Origin of the sequence: Membranihabitans marinus, assembly GCF_021729155.1 — a bacterium.
Lineage (GTDB): Bacteria > Bacteroidota > Bacteroidia > Chitinophagales > Saprospiraceae > Membranihabitans > Membranihabitans marinus.
Genome location: NZ_JAJQYA010000029.1, coordinates 40145 through 67116, shown reverse-complemented (window position 1 = coordinate 67116; position 26972 = coordinate 40145). Strand labels below are relative to the sequence as shown.

Sequence of the window (26972 nt, the reverse complement as noted above, 5' to 3'; positions counted from 1 at the left end):
GGCTCCGGTGCAAGCACTTTGCTCGTTCACACCCGAGGGATGGAACCCTCGGTTCCTTCATCCAATCCATATTTAATGGATTGGGTTGTCCTCCGGACAACTTCATTCAGTCATGCTCGGTCATCCTAGACAATTCCCCTCCTTCGGAGAGGTGTCAGTTTACTGACGGGGTGGTTTGGAAATTATGTAGGAAATATTAAAATCTATTTTTTTTCAATCGAACCACATCGTCTGACAAGTCAGACAATCCTCCAAAGAAAGGGAATTTCGCTGCCGATTTGAAGTATAATCATCCCGGAACCAACTTAATAAAGAAGTCTTGAAGGGACGATATAATATCAAAAAGTAAAATGCTAACGATTTATGCAGCAATCAAGCCTCGGCACAGTGGAATTTTCCATAGGATTTACAAGATTTTCACGCCGGAGCACAGTGGCTAAAACCCTATCGAATTACAGACTTCGATGATATACACAAGTATCCTATATGCTCTTCTTCAAAACTTCAATGGCATAATCCACTTCAGATTGCTGATTCATAAAGGAAAACGAAAACCGAACCGATTTATCAGTATTTTGATTTCCCAATACATTGGCTATAACATGGGAAGGCTTTTCTGCTCCAGAGGAACAGGCACTTCCCCCTGATGCTGAAATACCAGCAATATCGAGATTCATCAAAAGCAATTCCGCCTTATTCGAATGAGGAATTAATATATTTAACACCGTATATAGACCATTTTCACTAGACTCAGGTGATAAAATAGACACTTGAGGAAGTTCACGGTGTAGTTGATCAATAAAGTACTGACGCAAAGCCACAACATGATTTCTTTTCTCTTCCATATGGCGAATACAATAATCCAAAGCATGCGCCATACCTAGAATACCTGTAATATTTTCTGTACCAGCTCGCACATTCCTTTCTTGACTGCCCCCTCTGATAAACGGTTCTATAATATTATCTGAATTGACATACATAAAACCGATGCCTTTGGGCCCGTGGAATTTATGGCCTGATGCACTTAGAAATGAAATATTAAGCTCAGAAACATCGATATTCAAATGTCCGACAGTTTGCACGGCGTCGGTATGATATAGGGCTTGATATTCTTTACATATTTGACCTATTTCAGCAATGGGATTAATAGCGCCCGTTTCATTGTTGGCATGCATAATACTGACCAATACTTTGCCCTCTGTAGACTTAAGACGTTGCTGTAAATCGTTTAAGTCGATTTTTCCTTTACCATCTACTGCCACATATTGTACATTCACTTTTTTGTATTTCTCAATAAAAGTCAGTGGATTTAATACACTGGGGTGTTCGATAGGAGAGGAAATAATATGAGTTACTCCAAGTTGATCGACAGCACAATTCAAAATCGAATTATTAGATTCAGTACCCCCTGATGTGAAAAATATTTCACCAATGGAAGCCTTTAAATTTTGAGCGATGGATTTTCGAGCTCGCTCAATGGCAGCTCTACAAATCCGACCGTGTTTATGAGTACTAGAAGGATTTCCTATGAATTCTTGTGATGATTTCACCATTAGTTCAGCTACCTCATCCAAAAGAGGAGCAGAGGCGGCATTATCAAAATATATAGAAGCCATTATTTTATTTATTTACTAAGATTCTTGAATAATAGATACAAACTTCTCTGCCAATTGATCAGCAGCCAATTGGGTCTTTGCTTCGGTGTAGATTCGAATAATAGGCTCTGTATTTGATTTTCTCATATGAACCCATTCATCGGCAAAATCAATCTTTAATCCGTCTATGGTATTGGTTTCTTCATTGGCAAATCTCTCTTTTAATCCGTCCAATACATCGTCGGCATTGATTCCTCCATTTAGACTCACCTTCTCCTTGGCCATAAAATAGATAGGCAACTTGGCTTTCCATTCAGAAACCTTATAATTGAAATGTGTTAGCCCACTTAAAAATAAAGCAGCACCAATTAAAGCATCACGACCATAGTGTAAATCAGGAACAATGACACCTCCATTGCCTTCACCACCAAAAGCGGCCTCCACAGCCTTCATTTTCTCTACTACATTTACTTCTCCCACTGCACTGGCAAAATACTCTCCTTTATATTTCAAGGACACATCTCTTAATGCTCTACTTGAAGACAAGTTAGATACAGTTTTATCAATCAATGAATTATCCATTAGATAATCAGCAATAGCTACATTGGTATATTCTTCACCAAACATATGACCTTCTTCACTGACAAAGGCAATTCGATCAACATCGGGATCAACGGCAATACCTAAGTCTGCGTTTTCTGCCTTAATGGATCCGATCAATTCTTGGAGATTTTTTTCTAAAGGTTCTGGATCGTGAGAAAACCTACCACTAATTTCAGTATTCAATCCCACCACCTTGCAATTGAGTGCTTCCAATAAAGGCAAAATAGAAAGTGCTCCGGTAGAATTAACGCAATCTACAACCACAGTAAAATTAGCTTTACGGATGGCCTCTGTTCTCACCCAAGGATGATCTAAGACCTCATTGATATGATAATCTATGGCATCATCAGCCTCTGTAAAACTTCCCAAATCCTCGTGACCAGCAAAGGTAAATGCCTTTTCTTCGGAAAATTTCATCAGTAATTCTCCTTCCTTTTTGGAAATAAATTCACCAGCGGAGTTCAATATTTTTAATGCATTCCAATTCATTGGATTATGACTGGCCGACAAAATAATACCTCCTGCAGCACCGACTTTTGTAACGTACATTTCCAATGTGGGGGTAGTGGTTAGTCCGATACTTATCACATCAATTCCCATAGCTATCAAAGTATTGGCCACCAAAGATGCAACCATTGGTCCAGTATTGCGACCATCCATCCCAATTACAATACTCGGTTCTGTGTGTGAAGCCAATATCCATTGACCGTAAGCTGCAGTATTCTCTACGATGTCCAACGGTGTAAGATTCTGTCCAACTTCTCCTCCGATAGTCCCTCTAAAGCCTGAAATAGATTTGATAAAAGTCACTGTCTTTATTTACTTTTGTTAAAAATTGAAACAAAGGTAATGGAAACTCTATTAAATTTCGATACGGATTTATTTAAATTAATTAACGGACTAGATCTAGGATTTTTAGAGACGGTAATGGTCTTATTCAGAGATAAATACACTTGGATACCTCTCTATCTTTTGATTATTGGCTACAGTATATGGCGATGGAAAGGAAAAGCTTGGTTTCCAATAGCGATGATGCTAGTAACTTTAGCTTTTACCGACACAGCCAGTTCTCAACTGATTAAAAAAAATGTGGAAAGAAAGCGACCTTGTCAAACTATGGAGGTGATTTCACGAGCAAAATGTGGATCGGGATATAGTTTCACCAGCTCTCATGCCACCAATCATATGGGTTTAGCGGTTTTCTGGTTCAATCTTTTTGGTCAATGGAAGGGGAAGAGATATCTATTTATATTATGGGCTTTGCTAATTGGCTTTGCTCAAATATTTGTTGGAGTCCATTATCCTGTAGATGTTTTCTGTGGATTTATATTAGGAGGATGTTTAGGTTGGCTTAGTTATACCCTATATCAAAAACTGTATCCAAAATTCATGGCATAAATTTTACTCTGATACATATCCATTTTATTGCCAAAAGAAATTAAATTTCCCTCAAGGGAAACGGCAATTTTTAATCTTTTAATAAAGATATATATCTCCGTAATATTGGAAAGATATTGCAATTCAATGCTGTTGAGGAATTCTAAATAACTTTCATCTTCATCGTAGAAATTAATATTATATCCTAAACTATTGTTGACTCCCAATTTTAAATAATCAAAAGCAAAACATTGTAGACCCACTCCACCAGATAACTTTAATCGTTGGAACCTTCGACCCGTAGTTTCGATATTCGCGATTACAGAACTTTGTCTATTTTTAATATCTAATATTTCATGAAATTGATATGAGATTCCACCTTTATAATAAAACTTCTGTTTAGTAGTCGCCTCTAATCCAAATTGAAAGCCCAATGCACTCTTGGGAATAATTTCTTCTCTATTGGAGTTTTGATCCAATGCATTTAGGCCGGCGAATGCCACTACATCCCAGTCAGCCAAGAGAGATTGGCTCTTTGACATGGTAAGAATTAATAAAAACGAAAGTAGTAGTAAAACCCTTTTCATGCTTTAGTGTTTTTATAGAAACGATTGAACTTGGGAATTGTACCAGAAAAATCAATAAAATTAAATAATTTTGTAGCTTAAATAATAATTAAATGAGCAAACACGGCAAGGTATTGGTCGCTATGAGCGGGGGAATAGATTCTACAGTATCGGCAATGATATTACAAGAGGAGGGTTATGAAGTAGTGGGCATCACTATGAAGACATGGGATTATGCCAATTCGGGCAGTTCCAAGAAAGAAACCGGCTGTTGTAGTTTAGATAGTATCAACGACGCCAGACAGGTGGCTGTTGACCGAAATTTTCACCATTTCATCATAGACATTAGAGATGAATTCGGAGATTATGTAATCGACGATTTTGTCAGTGAATATATGGCGGGACGAACTCCGAATCCCTGCATATTGTGCAATACTCATATCAAATGGAGTGCATTGTTGAAAAGAGCTGATGCCATGGACTGTGAATTTATTGCTACTGGGCACTATGCAAGAGTAAATAGCAATAATGATCGCAAATATATATCTCGTGCAGCTGATCTCGGAAAAGACCAAAGTTATGTGCTTTGGGGATTGTCTCAAGAATGCTTGAATCGAACCTTATTCCCTTTGGCCGAACTTCAAAAACCAGAAGTACGTCAAATTGCAGCTGACAATGGATATACCGATCTTGCCAAAAAAGCAGAATCTTACGAAATATGTTTTGTCCCCGATAACAACTATCGCAACTTTCTTAAAAATAGGGTAGAGGGCTTAGAAGAAAAAGTAGCCAATGGAACTTTCGTCAACGTAAAGGGCGAAATCATCGGCCAACATGCCGGATATCCTTTCTTTACCATCGGTCAACGCAAGGGATTAGGCCAAGCATTTGGTACGCCAATGTATGTCACCGATATCATACCGGAAACCAATACTGTAGTATTGGGAAACCCCGACGACTTAATTAAAAACGGTATGCAGGTAAATAAAATCAATTCAATGAAATATGAAAACTTTCCATTGGAACAAGAATTATTTACCATGGTGCGTTACAATGACAAAGGTTCATTGGCCAAAATAACTAACGACGAGAACGATAGCTTAAATGTTGAGTTTTTATCCAATGTGAGAGGAATCGCCCCAGGTCAATCAGCAGTATTCTATGAAGGCGATGACGTTGTTGGCGGTGGGGTTATTTACAGTGGTATATAAAAATGTAAAAATGGATTATTTCTACAGATTGTTTTACACAGCATTAGTCAGCTTGATTTTTTTTAGCTGCGGAAAAAATGAAGATTTAGCAATCCTAGATAATAAAATCCAACAATATTATCCATTGGAATTGGGTCAGCAAAGGTATTATGCTGTGGATTCCATTACCTATGATTTTGATGGAAATACATCGAGCATAAGAATCGACACTCACCAATATTTTCAAAAAGAATTAGTGAACACAGTGATTCAATTTACCAATGCCATTTGGTATGTCGTTGAAATATCGACATCAGAGTCATTAGATGGAGATTACCTCGACCATTCCATAGTGCTCGAAAGAATAGAAGATAATCAACGACTGTTGGTCAAAAAAGGGAATCTGACCTTTATACCCCTTGTTTCTTACATTTCACTCTACGATGAATGGGATGGTACTGCCATGTTCAACAAAAGTGCAGTAGAAATCTTTATTGAAGGAGAGAAAATTAAACCTTACGAGAATTGGAATTATCAATTTATTGAAATTTTGGAGACCGTCAAGATAGACCAAAACACTTATAACAACGTATGGCGGATTAATCAAATAGATACCTCTTCTATAAACACTACCGATAATGGAGGCAATCCCATTCAGGTGAAGCCAGAACAACAATTGTTTTATAATTTAGCCAATGAGTGGTATGCACCGGGCAGGGGTCTTATTAAGAAGGAGGAGATTCAATTGATCTCAATATGTGCTTCCTCTAGCGTAAACGAATATATTGATTTTTGCGATACCACTACAATATTTGAAAATGCTGAGCAAGGTTATATTTACAGAAAAAAATTATTGAAATTTGAATAAACTACTTACCGCAGAAGATTTTGTAGAAGTTGGATTTATAGCAGGACTATCTGGTTTTAATGGACAGTGCAAACTCGGTTTATCTGAAGATGTGGAAGATTACTTCCTCAGTGAGATCAAACACTTTTACTGCATTCAATCAGGTATGTATGTTCCGTATTTTATAGAAAATATAGCCGAAAAAGCGGGACAGTGGTTGTTGAAAATGGAGTCTATCAACGATAGAGAAACTGCGGTTGACATGACAAATCAACCCATTTACATCAGAAAAGATCAACTCCCAAATGATTTACTAGCCACAATTGAACAATCTATTCTCCTACAAACAGCAGTGAATTTTTCAATTTTCGATATTAATGCCGACTCCATCATAGGTCAAATCATTGAAATAAATGAATATCCATCTGGACCTATAGCCACATTACAGTTACAAGATAAAGAAGATACAACATTAATACCACTGGTAGAATCCTTTATTGTAGATATTCTAAAAGAGGAAAAAATATTAAAAATGGATTTACCCGATGGTCTAATCCCCTAATCACCGACCAGTTTCGTAATCATTTTCATTATAGTTGGGATACCAAGACTCCAGCTATGGTTGCCGTCATTAAACAAGCTATGGTTCCACCGATAAGAGCTTTTACACCCAGCTCTGTCAACGTCTTCTTTTGGCCAGGTGCTATGGCTCCAATACCACCTATCTGAATACCGATGGAGGCAAAATTGGCAAAACCACAAAGGGCATAGGTCGCTATAATGATGCTTTTATCTGAAATCAAATGTTCATTTTTAAAATCAGTTAAAGTCAAATAACCAAAAAACTCATTCAAAATGGTTTTTTCTCCCAACATTTGACCAACAGCCAATATATCGACACTTGGGACACCGATTAACCAAGACACAGGGGAAAATAACAATCCAAAAACGTACTCTAAGGAAAATCCACTAAACTGTCCCTCTGTATTAGCAACTATCCAGGCATTGAGATTGGTCCAATCCCCAATTGCAAAAAACAATTTATTAAACATAAACACCAAGCCCATAAATGCCAATAACATGGCCCCCACGTTCACCGCCAACTTGAGCCCATCAGTAGTTCCATTGGTCAAGGCTTCTAATACATTGGATCCAGCTTCGGTTTTGGGAATATCCATGGTAGTGTCTATTTCGCTGGGATTGGATTCGGGAACCAACAATTTTGCTGCCACTATGGCTGCTGGAGCAGAGATAATGGATGCCGTCAATAAGTGCATTCCGAATATCGATTTTTCAGCTAGGGAAGCTCCTCCGAGCATACTCATATAGGCACCGAACACCCCACCTGCAATAGTGGCCATTCCCCCTGTCATTAAACACATTATCTCCGACCTTGTCATTTTTTCTAAATAGGGCTTAATGACCAGTGGAGCTTCGGTTTGTCCGATAAATACATTGGCTGCTGCTGCCAAACTCTCACGTCCAGACATCTTCATGGTTTTGTTCATCAACCAAGCAAATACATAAACCACCTTTTGCAAAATCCCTAAATAATACATTAAAGAAGAAAGTGCAGAGAAAAATACTATGGTGGGAAGTACGGTAAATGCAAACCCATATCCACTGCCTGGTTTGGCCAAATCACCAAATAAAAAAATGGCTGATTCTTGGATGGAGTCTATCATAATGACGAAAAAATCAACAATTAATTGAAATATCTGCCTTACAAAGGGAACGTGAATTAGCAATATGGCCAATAAAACTTGTAATCCCAATCCAGTAGTAACCAGTTTCCAATTTATACTTCTACGATTGCTACTCAGAAGATAACTAATGCCTACTAAAAAACACATCCCAATAATCCCTCTCAACAACGATTCAATATCCATAAACTACAAATTGTAAATTTAAAATAGATGGCAGCAATATTATTAAATTGAAATAAATGTAGCATTAATTTAATTTTTTCGAAGATGGAATTTCTATAAAATTCTTATTTCTAAGCAATTGCAACCCACACAAAAACAAATCACCTAATATATATGTTGCTACAAATCTGATACTTATGAATATAAACCCCTATATATATTATAGATTCAAATATTTAAAATTTTATTCAAATTAACAGTTTGGAGAAATTGTCAAACGTAAAACTTATTTTTGTAAAAAAATTCTCGAATGAAATCAACCATCATTGGGGTCTCTGGAGGCAGTGGATCAGGTAAAAGTGTGTTTATAAGGGACTTACAAAAGAAATTTAATAAGGAACAAGTCTGTTTTATTTCACAAGACAATTATTACAAACCCAGAGAACTTCAAAAGGAAGATCGCAATGGGATCAAGAATTTTGATTTACCCACGAGTATAGATTTAGAAAAATTTGCCAGTGATTTAAACGATCTACAACAGGGCAAAACTGTAATTCTAGAAGAATACACCTTTAACAATCCTTTGGCAAGTGCGAAACAAATCGTTTTAGAGCCAGCTCCAGTAATTGTCGCCGAGGGTTTATTTTTATTTTACTACAAACCAGTATGGGATTTATTGGATCTCAGTGTCTTTATTCACGCATCGGACAGCCAACGATTGTCACGTCGTATTATCAGAGATCAAATGGAACGAAATTATCCTTTAAAGGATGTGTTATATCGATACGAACACCATGTCTACCCGGCCTATAAGGCCTACATTGAACCCTATTTTGATCGGGTAGATGTAGTCATCAACAATATGTCAAGTTATACTGCTGGATTGAGTTTACTCTGTGGTTATCTAAACCAATCCATTATAGAAAATAAAGAGTGTATTTAAATTTATACGAATAGTAAAATGCCATCAATCATGGCCGACTTGTACTATTCACCACATGTCAGTGATATAGGGGAGAAGTAAAATAATATTTTTATCTCTGATTTATTGTCATTATCTTTTGATCCTGAAATATATCACAATACAAATACACATGAAACATATTACATCTAGGAGAAATTTTTGTATAGATAGTGGGAAGCTATTTTTGACAGCTTCCGTATTACCCATGTTTAATATAATACATAAAAAAAATAACATTATGTCTGAAGTCATATTGGGACACGGTTCCCATAAATATAAAGTTGTCCAAGGATGGGGAACATTAGATGCCGGTAAGAATCCTGTGAACGATTGTCACGAAATGGTAGAAGATGCCAAAGGTAGGTTGATATTGCTAACCAATGAAACCAAAAACAATGTCATTATTTATGACAAATCTGGGAAACTCTTAGATAGTTGGGGCCATGATTACCCAGGAGGTCACGGTTTAACACTGGCTGACGAGGGAGATGAACAGTTTCTATTCCTTACAGATACCGACCGCAATCAAGTACTAAAAACCGACTTAACAGGACGAGTCATTATGAAATATGACTATCCCGCAATGACAGGAGTTTACGATTATCCCGGACAATTTAGACCCACTGAAACTGCGGTAAATCCAAATAACGGAGATCTGTATATTGCCGATGGATACGGCAAGAACTATATAACACAATACAACCATAAGGGGGAATACATTAGACATTTTGGTGGCAAGGGAACAGAAAATGACAACTTCAACTGTTGTCACGGAATATTGGTGGATACCAGAGATAGCAGCAATCCTACATTGTTGATTACCGACAGAGGCAATATGCAATTAAAGAGATTTACCCTAGATGGTCAATATTTATCGACTATTCCCTTACCCGGCTCTTTTATCTGTCGACCAGTTTTGAAGGACAACCATATATACGGAGCAGTATATCGAAGTACAACCCAAGCATATCCAGATTCGGGTTATATTACCATCCTCAACGAAAAAGACCAAGTGGTATCTACTCCAGGCGGAACGGCTCCTATGTATATCGGAGGTCAGTTGCAAGAACAGCGAAAAGATCGGTCGTTTTTGGGTTTTATGCATCCCCATGATGTGTGCATAGATGGCGATCACAATATCTATGTTCCACAATGGGCTTCTAAAAAAACCTATCCGGTGAAATTGGAGAGAATATAGTGAAGGAGAAATAAAACCGATAATACTTTAGCTTTCTCGTTGAATTGTCATAAGGTATTTTACGCATACATTTTATTTGACCGAATATAGTACGAAGAGCCAAATGCCTTAAATAGGCATTTGATGTGACTGAGCATAGTTGTCCGAAGGACAACCAAATACCGTAAATCGGCATTTGGCGAAGGAACCGAGGCCACTGCGCCTCGGGTGGGTAGGCCACTGTGCTCCGGCGTGACTGCAACGTAAATCGATAGTTAAATACCCCTCAAATGGAGGGGGTGTCAGTTTACTGACGGGGTGGTTTGGAAATTCTGTAGGGATTATTAAAATTTAATTTTTTTCAATCGAACCACATCGTCTGACAAGTCAGATACCCTTCCTTAGGAGGGGTATTTCGCTGCCGAATTGAAGTGTAATTACGCCAAACCAGCTTGATAAAGAAGTCCTGAAAGCGGCGCACTGAGCTTGGTCGAAGTGGACGTAGTCTAATAGCATAGGGTGAAACCCTATGAAATGGATGCCTTCCTAGAAAAAAGTCCTGAAGGAACGAAGGAATTCATTTCTATTGTCATTGTCAGCAAACAACATTTTTCTATCAAATTGAATGATTGATGTGAATTGAATGATAACATAAATGGTGATGGTCATGGATTTGTCACACTTTTTGCCCAATCTATCCTATTATAATATTACAGGGAATGAGAAGATATGATCTATTTGTGACAGAAGATTGACAATGCAAAAAGTGCGCCAAATCAATTTAAGATCATATCCCATCCGTGGGTTGAAAACCCACGGCTATAACATATCATCCCTTCAGGATGACTGAACATGACTGAATGAAGCTCACGACCGAATGTAGTTCGAAGAACCGTAGACCTTAAATAGGTCTACGATGAGGGAGCCACGACCACTGTGTCGTGGGTGGGTAGGGAAAGACCGTAAATCGGTCAATGATGAAGGAACCGAAACCTCCGTGTTTCGGGTGGGTAGGCCACTGTGCTCCGGCGTGACTGCCCTGTAATTCGTAAGGATTTTAGCCACTGCGCTCCGGGTGGGTGAGCCACAATAATATATTATAAAAAATTTTAATATCGTAATGACGTAAGGCATTGCGTCTCAATTAGGTGGTTTTGGGAGACGCAAGGCCACCCCACCCACGACACGGAGGTCGTGGCTCTTTCATCAGATGAACATTTAGTTCATCTGTTTGCTCTTTGAGCAACTTTATTCAGTCGTGTATTTCATTCGGTCGTGTCTCTACGTTAAGGCGTGACTGCAACGTAATTCGATAGCGAATTTCATGGAATTTCGTCATGCCGCAATGGGCATGACGACGCATCATTATAATAAGTTAAATTATTACTATTGGATATAGTATAATAAATTGTATAGGGCTATCCCTCCATTAAATAATATCCAAAAATTCAGGATCTTGAGGGGGAAGTGGTTCTAATTGATTACGATAGATCAATAAATGGTCTAACTGTTTGACAATTGAAGCAAATTGGGTTTTCTCCATTTCTTGAGTGAGATTCTCCATCACCACAGATTGATCCTCTTTAAATTTTAGGATAATCTCCGCCTGACCTTTCTCAAATTTCACCGACAACTTATCATTGTGGGTAAACAGAGTTATCTTAATCTGAGGATGATGTATTTGACCTAATATTCTCATCCCTTCATATGTTTGGTTATATAATCTGCCATTTCTCGATAGACCTTTGCTATGGGGATATTATACTCATTTAAGAAATCTTCGTGTTTGTAGACAATATCCCAGTCCCTTCTGATGGCAGGTCCAGTTTGGGCCTCTGAAGGTGGAAGTGTCTCTACCTTGTGAGCTGTTTCACGAATCAATGGAATTAAATGATCAAAGGGAATATCAAAATCCTTACAAAGTTTATGACTTATGGCATATATAGCATTGACATAATTACATGCGAATACAGCGGCTATATGCATAGACATACGCTGTTCATCACTAATACTAGATACCTTGGATGATATAGATGATGCCAACTGTGTCAACAATTCCTCCGTTTCACCGTCGGCAGAAGTTACAAAGAAAGGTATACTATGGTAATTGATCTCTTTATTCTTCGAGAAGGTTTGCAAGGGATATAACACGGCATATCGTTGAAAATATGGCGCCATTACCTCTGAAGAAATACTGCCAGAACAATGACAAATAATTGCTTGAGGTGAAAACAAATTTTCGGTTCGCTCCAGGATTTCAATAATGGCATCGTCTTTAATAGACAAGATGGCCAGGTCCGAATCTCCCAATTCAGACAAATCCTTGGCATAATGGATATTTTCTAATCGATCTTCAGCCTTTATAGGACTGCGATTAAATACTGTAACAACATGATCCTGGGTTTCAGCTATCGCTTTAGTTAAATGCTTACCTACATTTCCATAGCCAATAATACCAATATTCATTATGCCGACTTTTTAAATTTTCTTACATAAAGTGAGGCAAAAAATCCACCCATCATTAAGATAGTACCTAACCAAAACAAGTTGATGCCTGGGAATACAATAGCTTCCAATACTATAAAGTCGTTTCTCGGAACATCTTCAGCTATTCTTATTTCAATTGGGTTTTGTGCCCAATGATTTTCCCCGATGGCAAACTCCATTTTACCACTTGCTGGATCGATATGCACAAAATTAGCGGCCAATCCTACCCGTGGCTTATAATCTCTGATGTAGTGAGGACTATTTCCTCTTATGATAAATACTGGCTCCAAGATCTCCACGGGATCGCCATTGCTATTGCGAATAACCAATTCAGCTTGGACCGCTATATCACCTTCTTCAGCCGTATATTCAGGATGTGTAATCTCCTTATTTAACTGCTGTAAAGTAATAGTATAAGGCGCAAAATTAATTTGTTCCCCGTTCTCCAATACTACTTTATGATATTCCAATTTGTCATCGGAAGGGTAGAGGATATCCAAAAATTCATCTCCCAGTTTGGCTTTCACCCTAAATGGATTGTACCTGTCGGGATAATCGGCTATAAACCGATGCTCTTTGATCACCTTAGTCGGTCGGCCAGAGTACGAAGTTCCCGTTTTGGGATCTTGAAACACCAATCCAGCACTTATGGCTATATCAGTAGAATCGGCTTCGTAATCCTTATGGAAATTTGACATAGACACATCTTGAAGAATGGCTATATGATTTCTCAAAAAGATGGTATCTCCTATAAAGATTTTATATTGTTCATAGTGCAAGCTATCTTCCATTTCTTTCGCTTGACTGGCCTTCATTACGTCACCGGGCAATGCAGAAATAGAAGTAAATATATCTTTACCCAAACGTCGGTCCGTAGAAGGATTAAAGGATACTATATTTGTAAAATCGTTGTCGTATACTGCAGACGGACTAAGATTAAATGAATCTATAGGATTGCCATCTTTGTCTTTTTCTACAAATTTGATATGATATTTTCTTTCGTTTCTATCCAATTCACTATCGAAATATAATGCATCAAAATTGCTCATCTGCATGGGTATACTGTCGAACAACAATATGTTTTTTTGAGCCATTTCGTCGTCTTCAATTAATTCCCTCATAAGGAATGGATTGGTTGATATATAGTGTTTTTTAAGACCTGAAGCCATGACGCCCCATATCATAATAGCAAAACCTATATGAGACAACACTGAGGACAATCGCTTAGCGTTGTAGTGAAAACCGGTGAATAGGTAGGATACATTTGAAAAGAATCCATAAGTGGCCGAGAAGATCAATAGAAAATATCCGACGCCGATACCACCTACCCATTTAATACCAATAATAGCGATAGGTATAGATATTAGAAAAGCGATACCCAATGATTTGCCAATGGATTTCCACCGAGCCGCAAAGTTACTCTCTTTGTAACGGAGATATTGAGCGGTTCCCGACATAAATCCAATCAATATGGCTATCCACATTTGATATTTATTATAGTGGGCTATAGGATCCAATGGAGTTTGCCGGTGTAAATCGGTTAAATCTTGATCAGTTATACTGCCGACAAAATCAATAATTTTATTAAATACCGGAATACTGGTGGTAAATGTGATCAAGATAGTTGATAGGATTAAAACAAATGATCCTAAATACAACCAAAATTCTCGCGACCAAAAAGCTTCTTCTTCTTTGGGTGACGGAATCTGATTTCGCTTACTGAAGTAAGTAAACAAGGCCAAGAGTAAAAAGAATAATATAAAAGCCAACAATTGAGTTTCCATACCTAGAGAAGTAAAGGCATGAGCAGAACTTTCACTGGTCAAACCACTTCTCGTTAGAAAAGTAGAATACAATACCATTAAAAAAGTAAAGGCATACATTAAGAAACTCAATTTATAAGATCGCTTCACACTCCTCGATACAAGATTGGCGTGAATACCAGCTACGACCAATAACCAAGGAACCAATGAGGTATTTTCAACCGGATCCCAAGCCCAATATCCTCCGAAGGAAAGGGCTTCATAAGCCCAGGCACCTCCCATAAGAATACCAATACCCAGGATTCCTCCAGCCCATAGGGCCCATTGCAATCCTACTGAGACCCATTCTGTGACTTTATTGTTGAGGATGGCACCTGCACTAATCGCAAATGGTAGACTACACAGGGCAAAACCCAAAAACAAAGTAGGTGGATGTATGACCATCCAATAATTTTGCAACAATGGATTAAGGCCTCGACCGTTGATGAGTTCTAAGTAATTGGGATTTGAAAAAATAGGAGCTATGTTTTCCTCTCGCAACAAATTAAACGGAGTGCTACCAATTCTTCCATCACCTACTACAAAGCCCAGTACCATACTCGACAAAAACACTTGGATAAGTGCCATAATCCACATGGTAGACGATTCCCATTTAGGGGAAACTTTAATAAATACTATCCCTACAATAATCTGCCAGAAAGTCCACAAAAGGAAACTTCCCTCCTGATCTTCCCAGAAGGCAGAAAACATATATTTAAAGGGTAAATCATCGGAAACGTGTTTGAATACATAATTGTATTCATAATGACGTCCCAACATTAAGGAAAAAAGAATAACCATGGCCGTGATAACGGAAAAACCATGAATATAGAACGAATAACGCCCCATTTTTTTCCAACTTAAAGCATCATCGTTATCTTTAGTAGATAGATAATATGATATCGCACTAATTATGGCAGCTACAAAAGCAGTTATTAATAAGTAATGCCCCAGTTCACCTGGCCAAAGTAGTTCACCTACGTACTCCACATTTTCATTCATAAACCTTAAGATTGGTTTTCGGACCTAATAAATATTTCCTCTTCTTTGTATTTAGATGGACATTTCAATAAAATGTCATCGGCTACAAAATCATTCTCTACCATTTTTCCAGTAACTACTATTTGCTCAGACATTTCAAAGTCTTGAGGTTTTGCCTGGTGCATAATTACCTTGCGCACCTGACCTTCGTTATCTTCCACAAAGAAGGAGAAGTAATTAGGATTTTCTTCAGGAGAATAATAGATTTCTTTATCTTTTACCAATTGCCCTACAATTTTCACAGTACTCGTTTGTGCATCTGTAAAAGAAGCATAAGACGCAAAGTCTTTCGAAGCAGAAAAAATCAAGGCCATGGCAACAACCAGAACCCCAATTCCTATTATATGTATTTTTCTCATATTTCTAAATTCGTTATACAAGCACAAAGGTACGATGAATTACACAATTGCGTTACAAGTATTATCAAAATGTCCACGTAAAATACGTTAATATGGTCTTAATCTATGTTTCCAAGATCTTTGAAAATGAAATTAAACATTCATCCTTCAATTCTGAGTTATTTTACAACATCTCTTCAGTATTCAATTTCTTCAATTAACCTTTTTAGCTCAACAATGTTTACTTTTATCGAGAAATTATATGAGTTAAACATAGAACACATTCAATGGTCATAAGTAAATTGGGATTAAAAATTGATTTTAAATTATTTTTTTCATGGTCAAGAGAACATTTACTGGGCAGGAAATACACCATACCCCATATAGAAGGTCTACCATGTCAGATGGTCATTGAATTGAAGAGTCTAACTCCAATACAATTTCAGGGCGATACTATGGCATTCGCATCTGGATTTATCCTATATTTCCAAAACCCTGAATTATCAGCTTCATTGAATCTCGAATGTGACTTAAATATTGGACTTCTAAATATTGAGAATACCGAAATTTGGACTCTGCCCATAGAAGTTCAATCATTGGAATTGGAAAAAACAACATCCTTACAGCTCCTATCAAATCCTTCTGTCACCATTGCGTCGACGCTAAACTCCACAATCACTTCTCATTGGGCAAAAATTAAGGTGGTTATTAAAGAACAAATCAATTTAAAAATCAAAGAGGAATTAACGAAAGTAATGATTCCTGATTCTCTTCCTAAGGTTATGAACTGGAGATGGGAAGACCATTCCGAAGGAGTAAAGATTTTAACTTTTAATTATATCAACCCAGAAGCTAGTCCATTAAATACAACAACCATAGCAGCCAATATCAAAACGGAAGAACTCCTTAAAAGAATATCTGATATTGGATTGCCGAGTTTTCACATCCAAAATACCGTAATTCTATTAAAGCAGATTCACGTGATAGATGAAAATAGAATCTCTATTGATATTGAAACAGAAGATGGCAAAATTCAATTGTGCGCATATATAAAACTATACTTGACAGGAAAACATATTTATCAAAAAGTAGAAGATATTCAATGGATTGAAGGAGGATTTATTCAAAAGACATTGTTTCGAATGTTGAGAGAATTAATTATCAACAAAATTGAATCTCGTCATCTTGACCTAGTGGATGCTTGGACGACAGCTCAAAATAAATTAAAACCCCAATATCCATTTATTGATCTAACAAACCCTCATCTATCAGAAATTTCTACCTTAAAAATCGGCAAACAGGTGACCACAATACATTGTAGCTTTATTGCTTAATAAAGATCACCTTTTTCTGTTCTAGAGAATCTTTCAACAACAATCCTAAAGAGTCCCCTGAAAACTTAAATATTTCTATCTGTCGAATCTTAGAAATCGAATCTTCTTGGAAGGTCAATTCCAACATATCGTCCACCACTCTGTACTGACCTTGTTCAGATAAATTGGCGTTATTAAAAGAATAATCAGGCTTATCAAATACGAATTCAATATCGCTTTGGATTTCGTGTACTACACTATCACCCACCTGATGTATTGATTTGCCCTTCCACAGTCCATTTAATTCTTGTTCGCGCTTACTATTACTACAAGAAAACCACAATGATATTGTCACCAATATCCACACCCAATGTTTCAACATAATCAATGAAATAATGCAGATAAGAAATGATCTTCAATTAATATAAAAGCACAACCCGCCAGAAAACCGACTAAAGCCAACCAAGATATTTTTTTCAAGTACCATATAAAATTAATTTTTTCCATGCCCATAGCGGCAACCCCAGCAGCAGACCCGATAATCAACATACTTCCACCAGTACCTGCGGCAAATGCAATGAAATGCCAAATATCGTGATCCATAGGAAGAGTATACATACTCATAGATGCTGCTACCAAAGGTACATTATCGATGATAGCAGAGAATACCCCTAGCAAGATAGCCACCATCTCTCTGTTGGGGATGAGGGTATCCAACCACTCGGCAAAGTGTTGTAATAATTCTATGGATTCCAATGCACCAACGGCCATTAATATACCTAAGAAGAATAATATGCTCGTCATTTCAATTCGAGAAAGAGCCTTGTGTGCAGAATAGAGGTGTCTATTTTTTTCATCAAAATTTTCTTCGGGGTGGATATATTCTGAAACCAACCAAACTACACCTAAAGACAACATCATACCCAAATAAGGAGGAAGGTGGGTAACGGTTTTGAAAATAGGTACAAAAACAATCATCGACAAACCTAGGATAAGGATGGTTTTAGAGGACAATAGTTTTTGTCTGTTTTTATCCTCTAAATCTTCTTCCTCATCAGCTTCTATTTCTCCTTTAAATGTGGGTAAAAATGACGCTATATAAGTGGGAATAATCATACATATTAGAGAAGGAATAATCAGTTTTTCGATCAACATTAAGGTGGACACCTTTTTACCAATCCAAAGCATGGTCGTAGTTACATCACCGATAGGGGACCATGCACCACCGGCATTGGCGGCAATGACTACCATACTGGCATACCAGATACGGTCTTCTTTATCTTTAATCAACTTCCTCAACAAAGTGATTAGAACAATGGTAGCGGTCAAGTTGTCTATGATGGCAGAAAGCACAAAAGCAAGGATCGAAATTATCCACAACAGCTTTTTCTTACTTTTAGTAGTGACCATATTTTTCAGTATATCAAAGCCTTGATGTAGGTCAATGATTTCAACGATAGTCATGGCACCGATAAGAAAAACTAATATTTCCGCTGTCTTACCCAGGTGATACAATAGAGATTCTTCTAGGCTATGGGGCTCAGAATGAACATATGTTTCCATATGACCTAAAGACAATAAAGCCCATGTAATAGAAGCCATCAATAAGGCCGGCACGGTTTTATCCAATCTCAATGGATGTTCAAAAACGATAAGCATATAGCCAATAACAAAACAAGCGATTACAGCTGAAACCATTGGTTTATATATTTAGAATTTAATATTTATGCTAAAAAAAGAAAATAAAATTACATTATTATAATTTCATCTTAGAAATTTCACCTAAAAATTATATTAAAAAACAAGCACTTTACTTTAATACTTTAATTTTCAATCAAATATAAGCTTTCCTTAAATACCAATATTCCCCCAGGATAAACAGAGGCTAGGGGTTTAAGAAATGCTGACCAATATAATAAAATATATGATAATAAATTTCAACTTCTTTAACCATGTTGAAGAACAATTCATTCAATAAATGCAATGTAATGGCCTCATGGTGTGACCTGTTCTACAAAAACTCACAGAGGAAGGGAATCACAATATTTTAATAAAAGTAGTTTAAATAAATAATTTGACATTATATTATAAGGATAAATAGTAGAACTTTACACCGAAGACCGAATATGTTCTTTAAAATATTTACTTTTGCATTTGCAAAAAAATGAATATGGTAAAAATTGGTAATATAGAAATACCAGATTTTCCTTTACTCCTGGCTCCAATGGAAGATGTATCTGATCCACCTTTTAGAGCATTGTGCAAGGAACAGGGTTGTGATTTAATGTATACAGAATTTATATCTGTTGAGGGATTGGTAAGAGATGCGCGCAAGAGTGTTCAAAAGTTGGACATTTACGATTATGAGCGTCCAGTTGGTATACAGATCTTTGGAAGTGACATGGAAAATATGAAGCAGGCGGCTGCCATTGTTGAAGAAGCGCAACCGGAAATATTAGATATCAACTTTGGTTGTCCTGTTAAAAAAGTAGTAGGAAGAATGGCTGGTGCAGGGATTTTACAAGATATTCCTCGAATGGTGGCTTTATCCAAAGCCATGGTCGAATCCACCAATTTACCGGTAACGGTTAAAACGAGACTGGGCTGGGATGACAATACCAAATACATTGTAGAAGTTGCTGAACGGTTACAGGACGTAGGAGTTCAAGCCATCAGTATTCACGGTCGTACTCGAAAGCAAATGTATAAAGGGGAAGCAGACTGGACTCTAATCGGTGAAGTAAAAAACAATTCTAGAATGCATATCCCTGTATTTGGCAACGGCGATATTGATTCACCTGAAAAAGCGGTCTTATACAAAAACAGGTATGGTGTTGACGGTGTTATGATAGGAAGGGCTAGTATTGGCTACCCTTGGATCTTTAGAGATATTAAACATTATATTGCTACCGGAGAACATCTAGCGCCACCCAATATTAACGAACGAGTAAATGCAGCTATAAAACACCTTAAATTCAGTATAAGTTGGAAGGGCGAGCGTTTGGGAATATTGGAAATGAGAAGACATTACACTAATTATTTCAAAGGTCTACCTGGGGTGAAAGAATTTCGATCGAGATTGGTCAATGAAATGGAGCCTGAAATTTTATTTGAAATTTTAGACGAATTGAGAACGACTTACTCTGATCATACCGTAAATATTTAATCTTGAGAACTGATTTACTAAAAGAAATGGTAAAAACACTTCCTAGTCAAGACATCGATCTATTTTGTAATCTAGCAGTGACTGTAGAGGCTTTACAAACAGAGGCCTATGTTATTGGTGGATACGTACGCGATCATATTCTGGGAAGACCGTCAAAGGACATCGACATTGTATGTGTAGACGATGGGATAGTTTTAGCCCGAGAATATGCCAAAGCACACAATATATTACATGAGTTGAAGACTTATAGCCAGTTTGGAGTGGCAATGATAAAAATAGGAGATTACGAAATAGAATTTGTCAGTGCACGAAAGGAGTCCTATACTCAGGACAGTCGCAAGCCCAAGGTTGAAAAAGGCAGCATTTCGGACGATCAACTCAGAAGAGATTTTACCATCAATGCTCTGGCTATTTCACTTACGGAAATTCTGAAGAAAAAAGAAGCCCATATAATCGATGCCCAATCTAATCCATTGGGTTTTGATGTAATTGACCCATTTGGCGGAATCGAAGATTTATCCAAAAAGATTATACGGACCCCTACCGATCCGGACAAGACTTTTAGCGATGATCCACTACGCATGATGAGGGCAGTTCGATTTGCCAGTCAATTGAATTTTGAAATTCAACCATCGACCAAGGAATCGATCAAAAAGAATGCCCACAGGATAGATATAGTAAGTAAAGAAAGAATAAGTATTGAGCTCAATAAGATCATGGCTTCCAAACAACCTTCCATAGGATTGAGTTTAATGGAAGATTTGGATCTAATGAAGCGGATCCTACCGGAAATGTCCATTATGAACGAGGTGGATATCAAAAATGGCAAGGGGCATAAAAACAATTTTTATCACACCTTAGAAGTCATTGACAACGTAGCAGAAAATTCTGACCATCTATGGTTGCGTTGGGCAGCCTTAATGCATGACATAGGCAAACCAAGAACCAAACGGTTTGAAGAATCCGTTGGTTGGACATTTCACGGACACGAGGTAGTGGGAGAGAGAATGGTCAAACAAATTTTTCGACGCTTAAAACTTCCCTTGGATCACAAAATGAAATTTGTTTCCAAATTGGTCAGACTGCACCTGCGCCCTATTGCTTTGGTCAATGAAAACACTACTGATTCGGCCATTAGACGATTGCTCTATGAAGCCGGAGAAGATATTGACCAATTGATGTTGTTGTGTGAAGCTGACATCACTTCCAAGAATAAAGACAAAGTCAATCGCTATCTTCAAAATTATGTAGAAGTTCGCAGAAGGATCAACGAAGTGGAAGCAAGAGACAAACTACGCAACTGGCATCCACCCATTGATGGAGCTATAATAATGAAGACCTTTAATTTAAAACCTTGTAAGACCGTAGGTGTCATAAAGACCGCCATAAGAGAAGCCATATTAGATGGTGATATAGAAAACACATTTGACGCTGCTTATACGTTTATGATAGAACAAGGTAAAATCTTGGGATTGGAACCTATAAACTAACTCTAAAAAACAACTATGAAATTAATTCAGATTTTAAGCTTAGCCTGTTTGGCTTTTATTTTTGTATCATGCGGAGATGATGTAGAACAAGTGGACCGCGTGGCAGTAGATGACCAGCTCATCCTCGACTATTTATCTGCCAATAATATTACGGCGACTAAACACGAGTCGGGATTATATTATACCATCGAAGAAGAGGGTAGTGGCTCTCATCCTACAGCCAGCAGTATTGTTTCTGTAGATTACAAAGGATATTTACTCGATGGAACCGTGTTTGAAGAAAATACTATAAACGGAGGTTCATTATCTGGTTATATAACTGGATGGCAAATTGGTATTCCTTTGCTTAAAAAAGGCGGATCTGGAACCTTATATATACCTTCTTATTATGGATATGGCAGTAGATCTGGCAATACCATACCTGCCAATAGTGTGTTGATCTTTGAAGTTACATTAAAGGACTTTAAATAATCATAATATTTTTAGAAATAAAAAGGCCAAATATAGAATTTACATTTGGCCTTTTTTATTTTACATATTACCAAGGTCTAATCAAACAAACCTTCGTATTCATTGCTTTTATCATCGGAATCCGATTTGCGTTCTATCTTAACCCTTTCATTGGGTTTGGCATCTAAGTCAAAAAAGTCATCAGCCATATTGGATTGACCATCACCCAAAAGCATTATCGTACTTTTCTTTTCCCATTCCTCCAACATTTTCAGTCCTTGTTCTTCGAACACCCCATTTTGAAGGTCGACAGAGTCCATAACGGAAGAAGACATTTCCATAAATTGTTCCATTTCTCCAACTTTATTGGCCAAATCATCGGCAATATTTTCTAGAGCAGCATCAAACATTTCTCTTTTATTCCCAGTTCCAGCTATAATATCCATAGCACTTTTCATAGCACCGTAACTGGTTCTGATAGCTTTTCTTTCTTGCTCTTTGAGTTTGACCTGATCTTTGGTATCTTCCAACAGTACTTCTGAATTGGAATACATCTTGGACAACACCTTGTACAAGACCGTCATTTTATTGAGCAAGGAGGCGTACTTCTGATTGCTCTCTTTGAGTCTAGCCGCTTTTCTAGAAGCAAGGAGAAGTTGATTGTCTTGGCCTATTTCTTTGGCTTTTTGAGCCAACAACATATTGTTGTCAATCTCTTTGACATTGTCTTCCATTAATGTTTTGATCTTTCTCATTTGGCCGCGCAAAAGACCGATTTGTTTACTCATCTTTTTGAGATTGTCCTCTAGGTCTTGAACATAGCTTTTTAGGATACCTATTGGATCGATCTGAATAAACATCCCAGTTATCCAACGCATCACACTTTTGTACATATACCATACTAGGTTTCTCATTCTAGGATCTAAGACCATATACAGAAGAACTGCAAAGGCTACGATAATCAATGAGAGATAAAATACATTGGCCATTAGACCAATAATGAAACTTAGATTAGAGACGATTAAAAAACCGGCGCCCAACAATATTCCACTGATAAATAAGGCACCCACTACTCCTTCTGGTTTTTTCCAAAAAGATTTTGGTCTCGCTGATTTAAATGATTGTAAATCTGACATATTCTATTAAAATTTTACCTCGTAGAGAGAGGTCATTTAAGATGATATATGGTTATTAAATTGTTCAATATCTTGTTGAATTCTTTCGGTAATGGTTTTCAAGGTAGCCTGAAATTTCTCACTGGTATCTTCAATTTTTTCTTTGGCTTTGAGGGCATCCTCATCCATTTTTTGAAGTTTAGTTTCCAAAACTTTTTGTTCTTTTTGCAGATCGGCTATTTTCTGAGTAATGGTTTTTAATTTTTCTTCTGCTTGCTCTTTTTGCTTTTGTTTGGAATGCACTTTGGCTTCCATTTGTTTTTCTAAAGCACTGTTAAACTGATTGTATTCTTCTTGTAATATAGCCAAATAAAAATCAGCGCTTTTCATTAGCATGGACTTAGTAAGTCCTACGGTAGAAGCAGTCGCATAAGCAGATTTAATAGCGGTCTCCTCATCTAAAGCCATTTTCTCCAACCGAATCATAGCTTGTTTAAATTCTAAATAATCAAATCCCTCCTTATTATTTCTTTCAATGGCTTTAAGCAAAAATTCACGCGACTTTTTATCTAAAGAATTTTGATTATCGAAGATTTCTACAAGATTTATATTCATTCTGTTATAGTTGGAAGATTTAAGTAAAAAAAGTTTTATATATTCTCTATAAAACATTAAACCCTAAAAATACACATTAGTTTCAGACTATTTTACCATGACTTAATTTCGAATAAATTTTTCGATAAATCCATGGTAAAAGTAGATGAAATCCAATCATCATAGGTTGTCAAAATAGAAAGATATTATTTTTATTTGTTTTATAGATATTTATATAGAAGATTTTCCAGAGGAATTATAGAATCCGAGAATTCTATAGATCTGGATCGAAATATATAACAGAGGTTCTGTCCATATTCTATTAAAAAAGTGACGATATGTCAGTCTGTCACATCAAACCTGTCATTAAAAAAAGGACTTTAATAGATAAAGATGTCAATTTGTACGAAAATTGTGGATGGCACTCATATTGTATAACATTAAGTAACGTATTAAAAAAAATAAAATTAAATATTGATATGGGAAAAATTATCGGAATAGATTTAGGTACCACCAATTCATGTGTATCCGTGATGGAAGGTAATGAACCTGTGGTTATTCCTAATGACGAAGGTAGAAGAACAACTCCTTCAGTAGTTGCTTTTCTAGAAAACGGTGAGCGTAAAGTAGGGGATTCAGCAAAAAGACAAGCTATTACCAATCCCCATAAAACGATCTCATCTATTAAGAGATTTATGGGGTCACGATATAGTGAATCATCTAAAGAAATTTCAGATGTACCCTACGAAATCGTAAAAGGCGACAACGACACAATCAGAGTGGCTATCGACGATCGCAAATATTCACCACAAGAGATTTCTGCGATAGTATTGCAGAAAATGAAGAAAGTGGCTGAAGATTATTTGGGCCACGATGTTACTGAAGCAGTAGTCACTGTACCTGCTTACTTTAATGATTCACAGCGACAAGCTACCAAAGAAGCTGGTGAAATCGCTGGCTTAAGTATAAAAAGAATTATCAATGAGCCCACAGCTGCTGCTTTGGCTTATGGATTGGACAAAAGTCACAAAGATCAGACCATCGCTGTATATGACTTAGGAGGGGGTACTTTTGATATATCTATCCTAGAATTGGGTGACGGTGTATTTGAAGTAAAATCTACCAATGGTGATACTAGATTGGGTGGAGATGATTTTGATAGAGTAATTATCGATTTCTTGGCTGATTCTTTCCAAGAGCAAGAGAATATGGATTTGAGAAAAGATCCATTGGCTTTGCAAAGATTAAAAGATGCAGCTGAAAAAGCGAAAATCGAACTTTCTGCATCTACAGAGACCGAAGTGAATTTGCCATATATCACTGCCAAAGACGGTGTTCCTAAGCACTTAGTGGTAAAAATATCTAGATCAAAATTCGAGCAATTGGCCGATAGCTTGATCCAACGTGCATTGGAACCATGTAAAGCCGCACTTAAAGATGCTGGTCTTTCTACCAGTGATATTGATGAAGTGATTTTGGTAGGTGGATCTACACGAATTCCTAAAATCCAAGAAACCGTTGAACAATTTTTTGGTAAAAAACCACACAAGGGAGTAAATCCAGATGAGGTTGTAGCCATCGGTGCTGCCATCCAAGGAGGGGTATTGAGCGGTGATGTTCAAGATGTATTGTTGTTGGATGTAACTCCACTTTCATTGGGTATTGAGACCATGGGAGGTGTATATGATGTAGTTATCGAGTCTAACTCAACCATCCCTACGAAGAAATCAAAAGTATATTCTACTGCAGCTGACAATCAGCCTTCTGTGGAGATACACATATTGCAAGGGGAACGTCCTATGGCCAAAGATAATAGAACGGTAGGTAGATTTATCCTAGACGGTATTCCACCTTCACCAAGAGGGGTACCTCAAATTGAAGTTTCATTTGATATGGATGCCAATGGTATATTGAACGTTCACGCCAAAGACAAAGGCACAGGTAAAGAGCAAAAAATCAGAATTGAAGCCTCAACTGGATTATCTCCAGAAGAGATCGAAAGAATGAAAAACGAAGCTCAAGCCAATGCCGAGTCTGATAAATTGGTAAAGGAAAGAGTGGACAAATTGAATGCTGCTGATGCAACCATCTTTAGCACAGAAAAACAATTGACTGAATACGGTGATAAAATTCCTGCTGACAAAAAAGCAGCCATCGAATCTGCATTGGCAGATTTGAAGGAAGCTCATAAAAAAGAGGATTTAGATCAAATCGATAGCATTTCTGAAAAATTGACTGCAGCATGGACAGCAGCAAGTCAAGATATCTATGCCGCTACCAATGAAAATGGTGAAGGGGCTAGTGCAGGAGCAAACGGTAGTGCAGGTGATGCCGGCAACAACCAATCAGATAGCGACGATGTAACCGATGTTGAATTTGAAGAAGTAGACGAGAATAAATAATCGTAACTTTATATATAGATTTATAGAAAAGCTGTCTCATGTTGATGAGACAGCTTTTCTTTTTTAATATCACTTCTATTTAAATATACCTAAACAGCACGATGAAGGATCCGAGGGTCCCATCCCTCGGGTGGGTGGACAAAAAGCACCAGAGCCCGTTAATCGGTCTCTGGCGAGAGAAGTCACGACCTCCGTGTCGTGACAACAATACATTAAAATTGACAAGGATAAAATTTCATTTTACATCAATAATTTAATAGCATTGAAGGAACCGAATCCACCGTACTTCGGATGGGTTGACCTCCATGTCGTGGGTGGGGTGGCCTTGCGTCTCCCAAAACCACCTAATGGAGACGCAAGGCATTGCGTCTCTACATCTTCAAAATAAATTAAAATAATCCCTACAGAATTTCCAAACCACCCCGTCAGTAAACTGACACCCCTCCATTGGAGGGGAATTTGACTATCGATTTACGTTGCAGTCATTCCTCACCGTAGAGACGCAATGCCTTGCGTCTCATTCGACCCTGTTGGGAGACGCAAGGCATTGCGTCTCTACTGCCAACATTGCAATCACGCCCGGAGCG

General features: G+C 37.4%; 23 protein-coding genes. 11 read left to right on the top strand and 12 right to left on the bottom strand.

Annotated elements, in window-relative coordinates; all coding sequences use genetic code 11:
* Positions 1–482: 482 nt before the first annotated feature.
* Together LVD51_RS15585 and glmM are read right to left on the bottom strand one after the other, a co-directional pair.
* A complete protein-coding gene (locus LVD51_RS15585) occupies positions 483–1616 on the bottom strand; it encodes a cysteine desulfurase family protein (RefSeq protein ID WP_236972286.1) in 1134 nt (377 codons plus the stop codon).
* Between the two features lie 15 nt (positions 1617–1631).
* The gene (gene glmM, locus LVD51_RS15580; protein ID WP_236972285.1) at positions 1632–3008 is read right to left on the bottom strand and encodes a phosphoglucosamine mutase; all 1377 of its coding nucleotides are present in this window, start codon (positions 3006–3008) and stop codon (positions 1632–1634) included.
* A gap of 39 nt (positions 3009–3047) precedes the next feature.
* Between glmM and LVD51_RS15575 the strand changes: the two genes are divergently transcribed.
* Entirely contained in the window at positions 3048–3596 is a 549-nt protein-coding gene (locus tag LVD51_RS15575; protein WP_236972284.1) for a phosphatase PAP2 family protein, read from the top strand.
* Here LVD51_RS15575 and LVD51_RS15570 read toward each other — a convergent pair.
* Positions 3566–4162, bottom strand: coding sequence for a hypothetical protein (locus LVD51_RS15570; protein WP_236972283.1), 597 nt, complete (start codon positions 4160–4162; stop codon positions 3566–3568). The two genes, LVD51_RS15575 and LVD51_RS15570, sit on opposite strands and share 31 nt — an antisense overlap.
* 92 nt (positions 4163–4254) lie before the next feature.
* Between LVD51_RS15570 and mnmA the strand changes: the two genes are divergently transcribed.
* From mnmA to LVD51_RS15555, 3 genes are read left to right on the top strand one after another with little or no spacing between them, the layout of a single operon-like run.
* Complete coding sequence (gene mnmA / locus LVD51_RS15565; protein ID WP_236972282.1) at positions 4255–5352, top strand: tRNA 2-thiouridine(34) synthase MnmA; 1098 nt, start codon at positions 4255–4257, stop codon at positions 5350–5352.
* Entirely contained in the window at positions 5303–6199 is an 897-nt protein-coding gene (locus LVD51_RS15560) for a hypothetical protein (RefSeq protein WP_236972287.1), read from the top strand. Before mnmA ends, LVD51_RS15560 begins: the two co-directional genes overlap by 50 nt.
* Positions 6192–6740, top strand: coding sequence for a ribosome maturation factor RimM (locus LVD51_RS15555; protein ID WP_236972281.1), 549 nt, complete (start codon positions 6192–6194; stop codon positions 6738–6740). The genes LVD51_RS15560 and LVD51_RS15555 overlap by 8 nt, the downstream gene beginning before the upstream one ends.
* 28 nt (positions 6741–6768) lie before the next feature.
* Here LVD51_RS15555 and LVD51_RS15550 read toward each other — a convergent pair whose 3' ends face one another.
* Positions 6769–8067, bottom strand: a complete 1299-nt coding sequence (locus LVD51_RS15550) for a NupC/NupG family nucleoside CNT transporter (RefSeq protein ID WP_236972280.1) — start codon at positions 8065–8067, stop codon at positions 6769–6771.
* A 289-nt stretch (positions 8068–8356) separates the two neighbouring features.
* Between LVD51_RS15550 and LVD51_RS15545 the strand changes: the two genes are divergently transcribed.
* Complete coding sequence (locus tag LVD51_RS15545; RefSeq protein ID WP_236972279.1) at positions 8357–8989, top strand: uridine kinase family protein; 633 nt, start codon at positions 8357–8359, stop codon at positions 8987–8989.
* A gap of 259 nt (positions 8990–9248) precedes the next feature.
* Positions 9249–10208: a 6-bladed beta-propeller gene (locus LVD51_RS15540; protein WP_236972278.1), complete on the top strand. Its 960-nt coding sequence runs from the start codon at positions 9249–9251 to the stop codon at positions 10206–10208.
* Positions 10209–11616: 1408 nt separating this feature from the next.
* Here LVD51_RS15540 and LVD51_RS15535 read toward each other — a convergent pair.
* The 4 genes from LVD51_RS15535 to LVD51_RS15520 are packed head-to-tail and all read right to left on the bottom strand — an operon-like array spanning position 11617 to position 15876.
* Entirely contained in the window at positions 11617–11886 is a 270-nt protein-coding gene (locus LVD51_RS15535; RefSeq protein ID WP_236972277.1) for a hypothetical protein, read from the bottom strand.
* Positions 11883–12653: a Rossmann-like and DUF2520 domain-containing protein gene (locus LVD51_RS15530; protein ID WP_236972276.1), complete on the bottom strand. Its 771-nt coding sequence runs from the start codon at positions 12651–12653 to the stop codon at positions 11883–11885. Before LVD51_RS15530 ends, LVD51_RS15535 begins: the two co-directional genes overlap by 4 nt.
* A complete protein-coding gene (gene ccsA / locus LVD51_RS15525) occupies positions 12653–15478 on the bottom strand; it encodes a cytochrome c biogenesis protein CcsA (protein ID WP_236972275.1) in 2826 nt (941 codons plus the stop codon). The genes LVD51_RS15530 and ccsA overlap by 1 nt, the downstream gene beginning before the upstream one ends.
* Before the next feature lie 5 nt (positions 15479–15483).
* Positions 15484–15876 (bottom strand): cytochrome c maturation protein CcmE domain-containing protein, encoded by a 393-nt coding sequence (locus LVD51_RS15520; protein ID WP_236972274.1) that lies wholly within the window; start codon positions 15874–15876, stop codon positions 15484–15486.
* A gap of 266 nt (positions 15877–16142) precedes the next feature.
* On the opposite strand from LVD51_RS15520, the gene LVD51_RS15515 reads away from it, so the two are divergent.
* Positions 16143–17189: a hypothetical protein gene (locus LVD51_RS15515; RefSeq protein WP_236972273.1), complete on the top strand. Its 1047-nt coding sequence runs from the start codon at positions 16143–16145 to the stop codon at positions 17187–17189.
* On the opposite strand, the gene LVD51_RS15510 is transcribed toward LVD51_RS15515, so the two are convergent.
* Positions 17179–17550, bottom strand: a complete 372-nt coding sequence (locus tag LVD51_RS15510) for a hypothetical protein (protein WP_236972272.1) — start codon at positions 17548–17550, stop codon at positions 17179–17181. The genes LVD51_RS15515 and LVD51_RS15510 overlap by 11 nt on opposite strands.
* Positions 17551–17552: 2 nt before the next feature.
* Complete coding sequence (gene nhaD / locus LVD51_RS15505; RefSeq protein ID WP_236972271.1) at positions 17553–18866, bottom strand: sodium:proton antiporter NhaD; 1314 nt, start codon at positions 18864–18866, stop codon at positions 17553–17555.
* A gap of 472 nt (positions 18867–19338) precedes the next feature.
* On the opposite strand from nhaD, the gene dusB reads away from it, so the two are divergent.
* From dusB to LVD51_RS15490, 3 genes are read left to right on the top strand one after another with little or no spacing between them, the layout of a single operon-like run.
* A complete protein-coding gene (gene dusB, locus LVD51_RS15500; protein WP_236972270.1) occupies positions 19339–20334 on the top strand; it encodes a tRNA dihydrouridine synthase DusB in 996 nt (331 codons plus the stop codon).
* Between the two features lie 26 nt (positions 20335–20360).
* The gene (locus tag LVD51_RS15495) at positions 20361–21824 is read left to right on the top strand and encodes a CCA tRNA nucleotidyltransferase (protein WP_394803181.1); all 1464 of its coding nucleotides are present in this window, start codon (positions 20361–20363) and stop codon (positions 21822–21824) included.
* A 15-nt stretch (positions 21825–21839) separates the two neighbouring features.
* A complete protein-coding gene (locus LVD51_RS15490) occupies positions 21840–22295 on the top strand; it encodes an FKBP-type peptidyl-prolyl cis-trans isomerase (protein WP_236972268.1) in 456 nt (151 codons plus the stop codon).
* A gap of 77 nt (positions 22296–22372) precedes the next feature.
* Here LVD51_RS15490 and LVD51_RS15485 read toward each other — a convergent pair whose 3' ends face one another.
* Positions 22373–23410, bottom strand: coding sequence for a PspA/IM30 family protein (locus LVD51_RS15485; protein WP_236972267.1), 1038 nt, complete (start codon positions 23408–23410; stop codon positions 22373–22375).
* 36 nt (positions 23411–23446) lie between these two features.
* Entirely contained in the window at positions 23447–24004 is a 558-nt protein-coding gene (locus tag LVD51_RS15480; protein WP_236972266.1) for a hypothetical protein, read from the bottom strand.
* Positions 24005–24462: 458 nt separating this feature from the next.
* On the opposite strand from LVD51_RS15480, the gene dnaK reads away from it, so the two are divergent.
* Positions 24463–26385 carry a molecular chaperone DnaK gene (gene dnaK / locus LVD51_RS15475; protein ID WP_236972265.1) on the top strand — a complete coding sequence of 641 codons (1923 nt, stop codon included), beginning with the start codon at positions 24463–24465 and terminating at the stop codon, positions 26383–26385.
* Positions 26386–26972 lie beyond the last annotated feature (587 nt).

Coding starts and splice junctions, on each gene's coding strand:
- LVD51_RS15585 (WP_236972286.1), bottom strand. CDS start 1,616: ATGGCTTCTATATATTTTGATAATGCCGCCTCTGCTCCTCTTTTGGAT.
- LVD51_RS15575 (WP_236972284.1), top strand. CDS start 3,048: ATGGAAACTCTATTAAATTTCGATACGGATTTATTTAAATTAATTAAC.
- LVD51_RS15570 (WP_236972283.1), bottom strand. CDS start 4,162: ATGAAAAGGGTTTTACTACTACTTTCGTTTTTATTAATTCTTACCATG.
- mnmA (WP_236972282.1), top strand. CDS start 4,255: ATGAGCAAACACGGCAAGGTATTGGTCGCTATGAGCGGGGGAATAGAT.
- LVD51_RS15560 (WP_236972287.1), top strand. CDS start 5,303: ATGAAGGCGATGACGTTGTTGGCGGTGGGGTTATTTACAGTGGTATAT.
- LVD51_RS15550 (WP_236972280.1), bottom strand. CDS start 8,067: ATGGATATTGAATCGTTGTTGAGAGGGATTATTGGGATGTGTTTTTTA.
- LVD51_RS15545 (WP_236972279.1), top strand. CDS start 8,357: ATGAAATCAACCATCATTGGGGTCTCTGGAGGCAGTGGATCAGGTAAA.
- LVD51_RS15540 (WP_236972278.1), top strand. CDS start 9,249: ATGTCTGAAGTCATATTGGGACACGGTTCCCATAAATATAAAGTTGTC.
- LVD51_RS15535 (WP_236972277.1), bottom strand. CDS start 11,886: ATGAGAATATTAGGTCAAATACATCATCCTCAGATTAAGATAACTCTG.
- LVD51_RS15530 (WP_236972276.1), bottom strand. CDS start 12,653: ATGAATATTGGTATTATTGGCTATGGAAATGTAGGTAAGCATTTAACT.
- ccsA (WP_236972275.1), bottom strand. CDS start 15,478: ATGAATGAAAATGTGGAGTACGTAGGTGAACTACTTTGGCCAGGTGAA.
- LVD51_RS15520 (WP_236972274.1), bottom strand. CDS start 15,876: ATGAGAAAAATACATATAATAGGAATTGGGGTTCTGGTTGTTGCCATG.
- LVD51_RS15515 (WP_236972273.1), top strand. CDS start 16,143: ATGGTCATAAGTAAATTGGGATTAAAAATTGATTTTAAATTATTTTTT.
- LVD51_RS15510 (WP_236972272.1), bottom strand. CDS start 17,550: ATGTTGAAACATTGGGTGTGGATATTGGTGACAATATCATTGTGGTTT.
- nhaD (WP_236972271.1), bottom strand. CDS start 18,866: ATGGTTTCAGCTGTAATCGCTTGTTTTGTTATTGGCTATATGCTTATC.
- dusB (WP_236972270.1), top strand. CDS start 19,339: ATGGTAAAAATTGGTAATATAGAAATACCAGATTTTCCTTTACTCCTG.
- LVD51_RS15495 (WP_394803181.1), top strand. CDS start 20,361: ATGGTAAAAACACTTCCTAGTCAAGACATCGATCTATTTTGTAATCTA.
- LVD51_RS15490 (WP_236972268.1), top strand. CDS start 21,840: ATGAAATTAATTCAGATTTTAAGCTTAGCCTGTTTGGCTTTTATTTTT.
- LVD51_RS15485 (WP_236972267.1), bottom strand. CDS start 23,410: ATGTCAGATTTACAATCATTTAAATCAGCGAGACCAAAATCTTTTTGG.
- LVD51_RS15480 (WP_236972266.1), bottom strand. CDS start 24,004: ATGAATATAAATCTTGTAGAAATCTTCGATAATCAAAATTCTTTAGAT.
- dnaK (WP_236972265.1), top strand. CDS start 24,463: ATGGGAAAAATTATCGGAATAGATTTAGGTACCACCAATTCATGTGTA.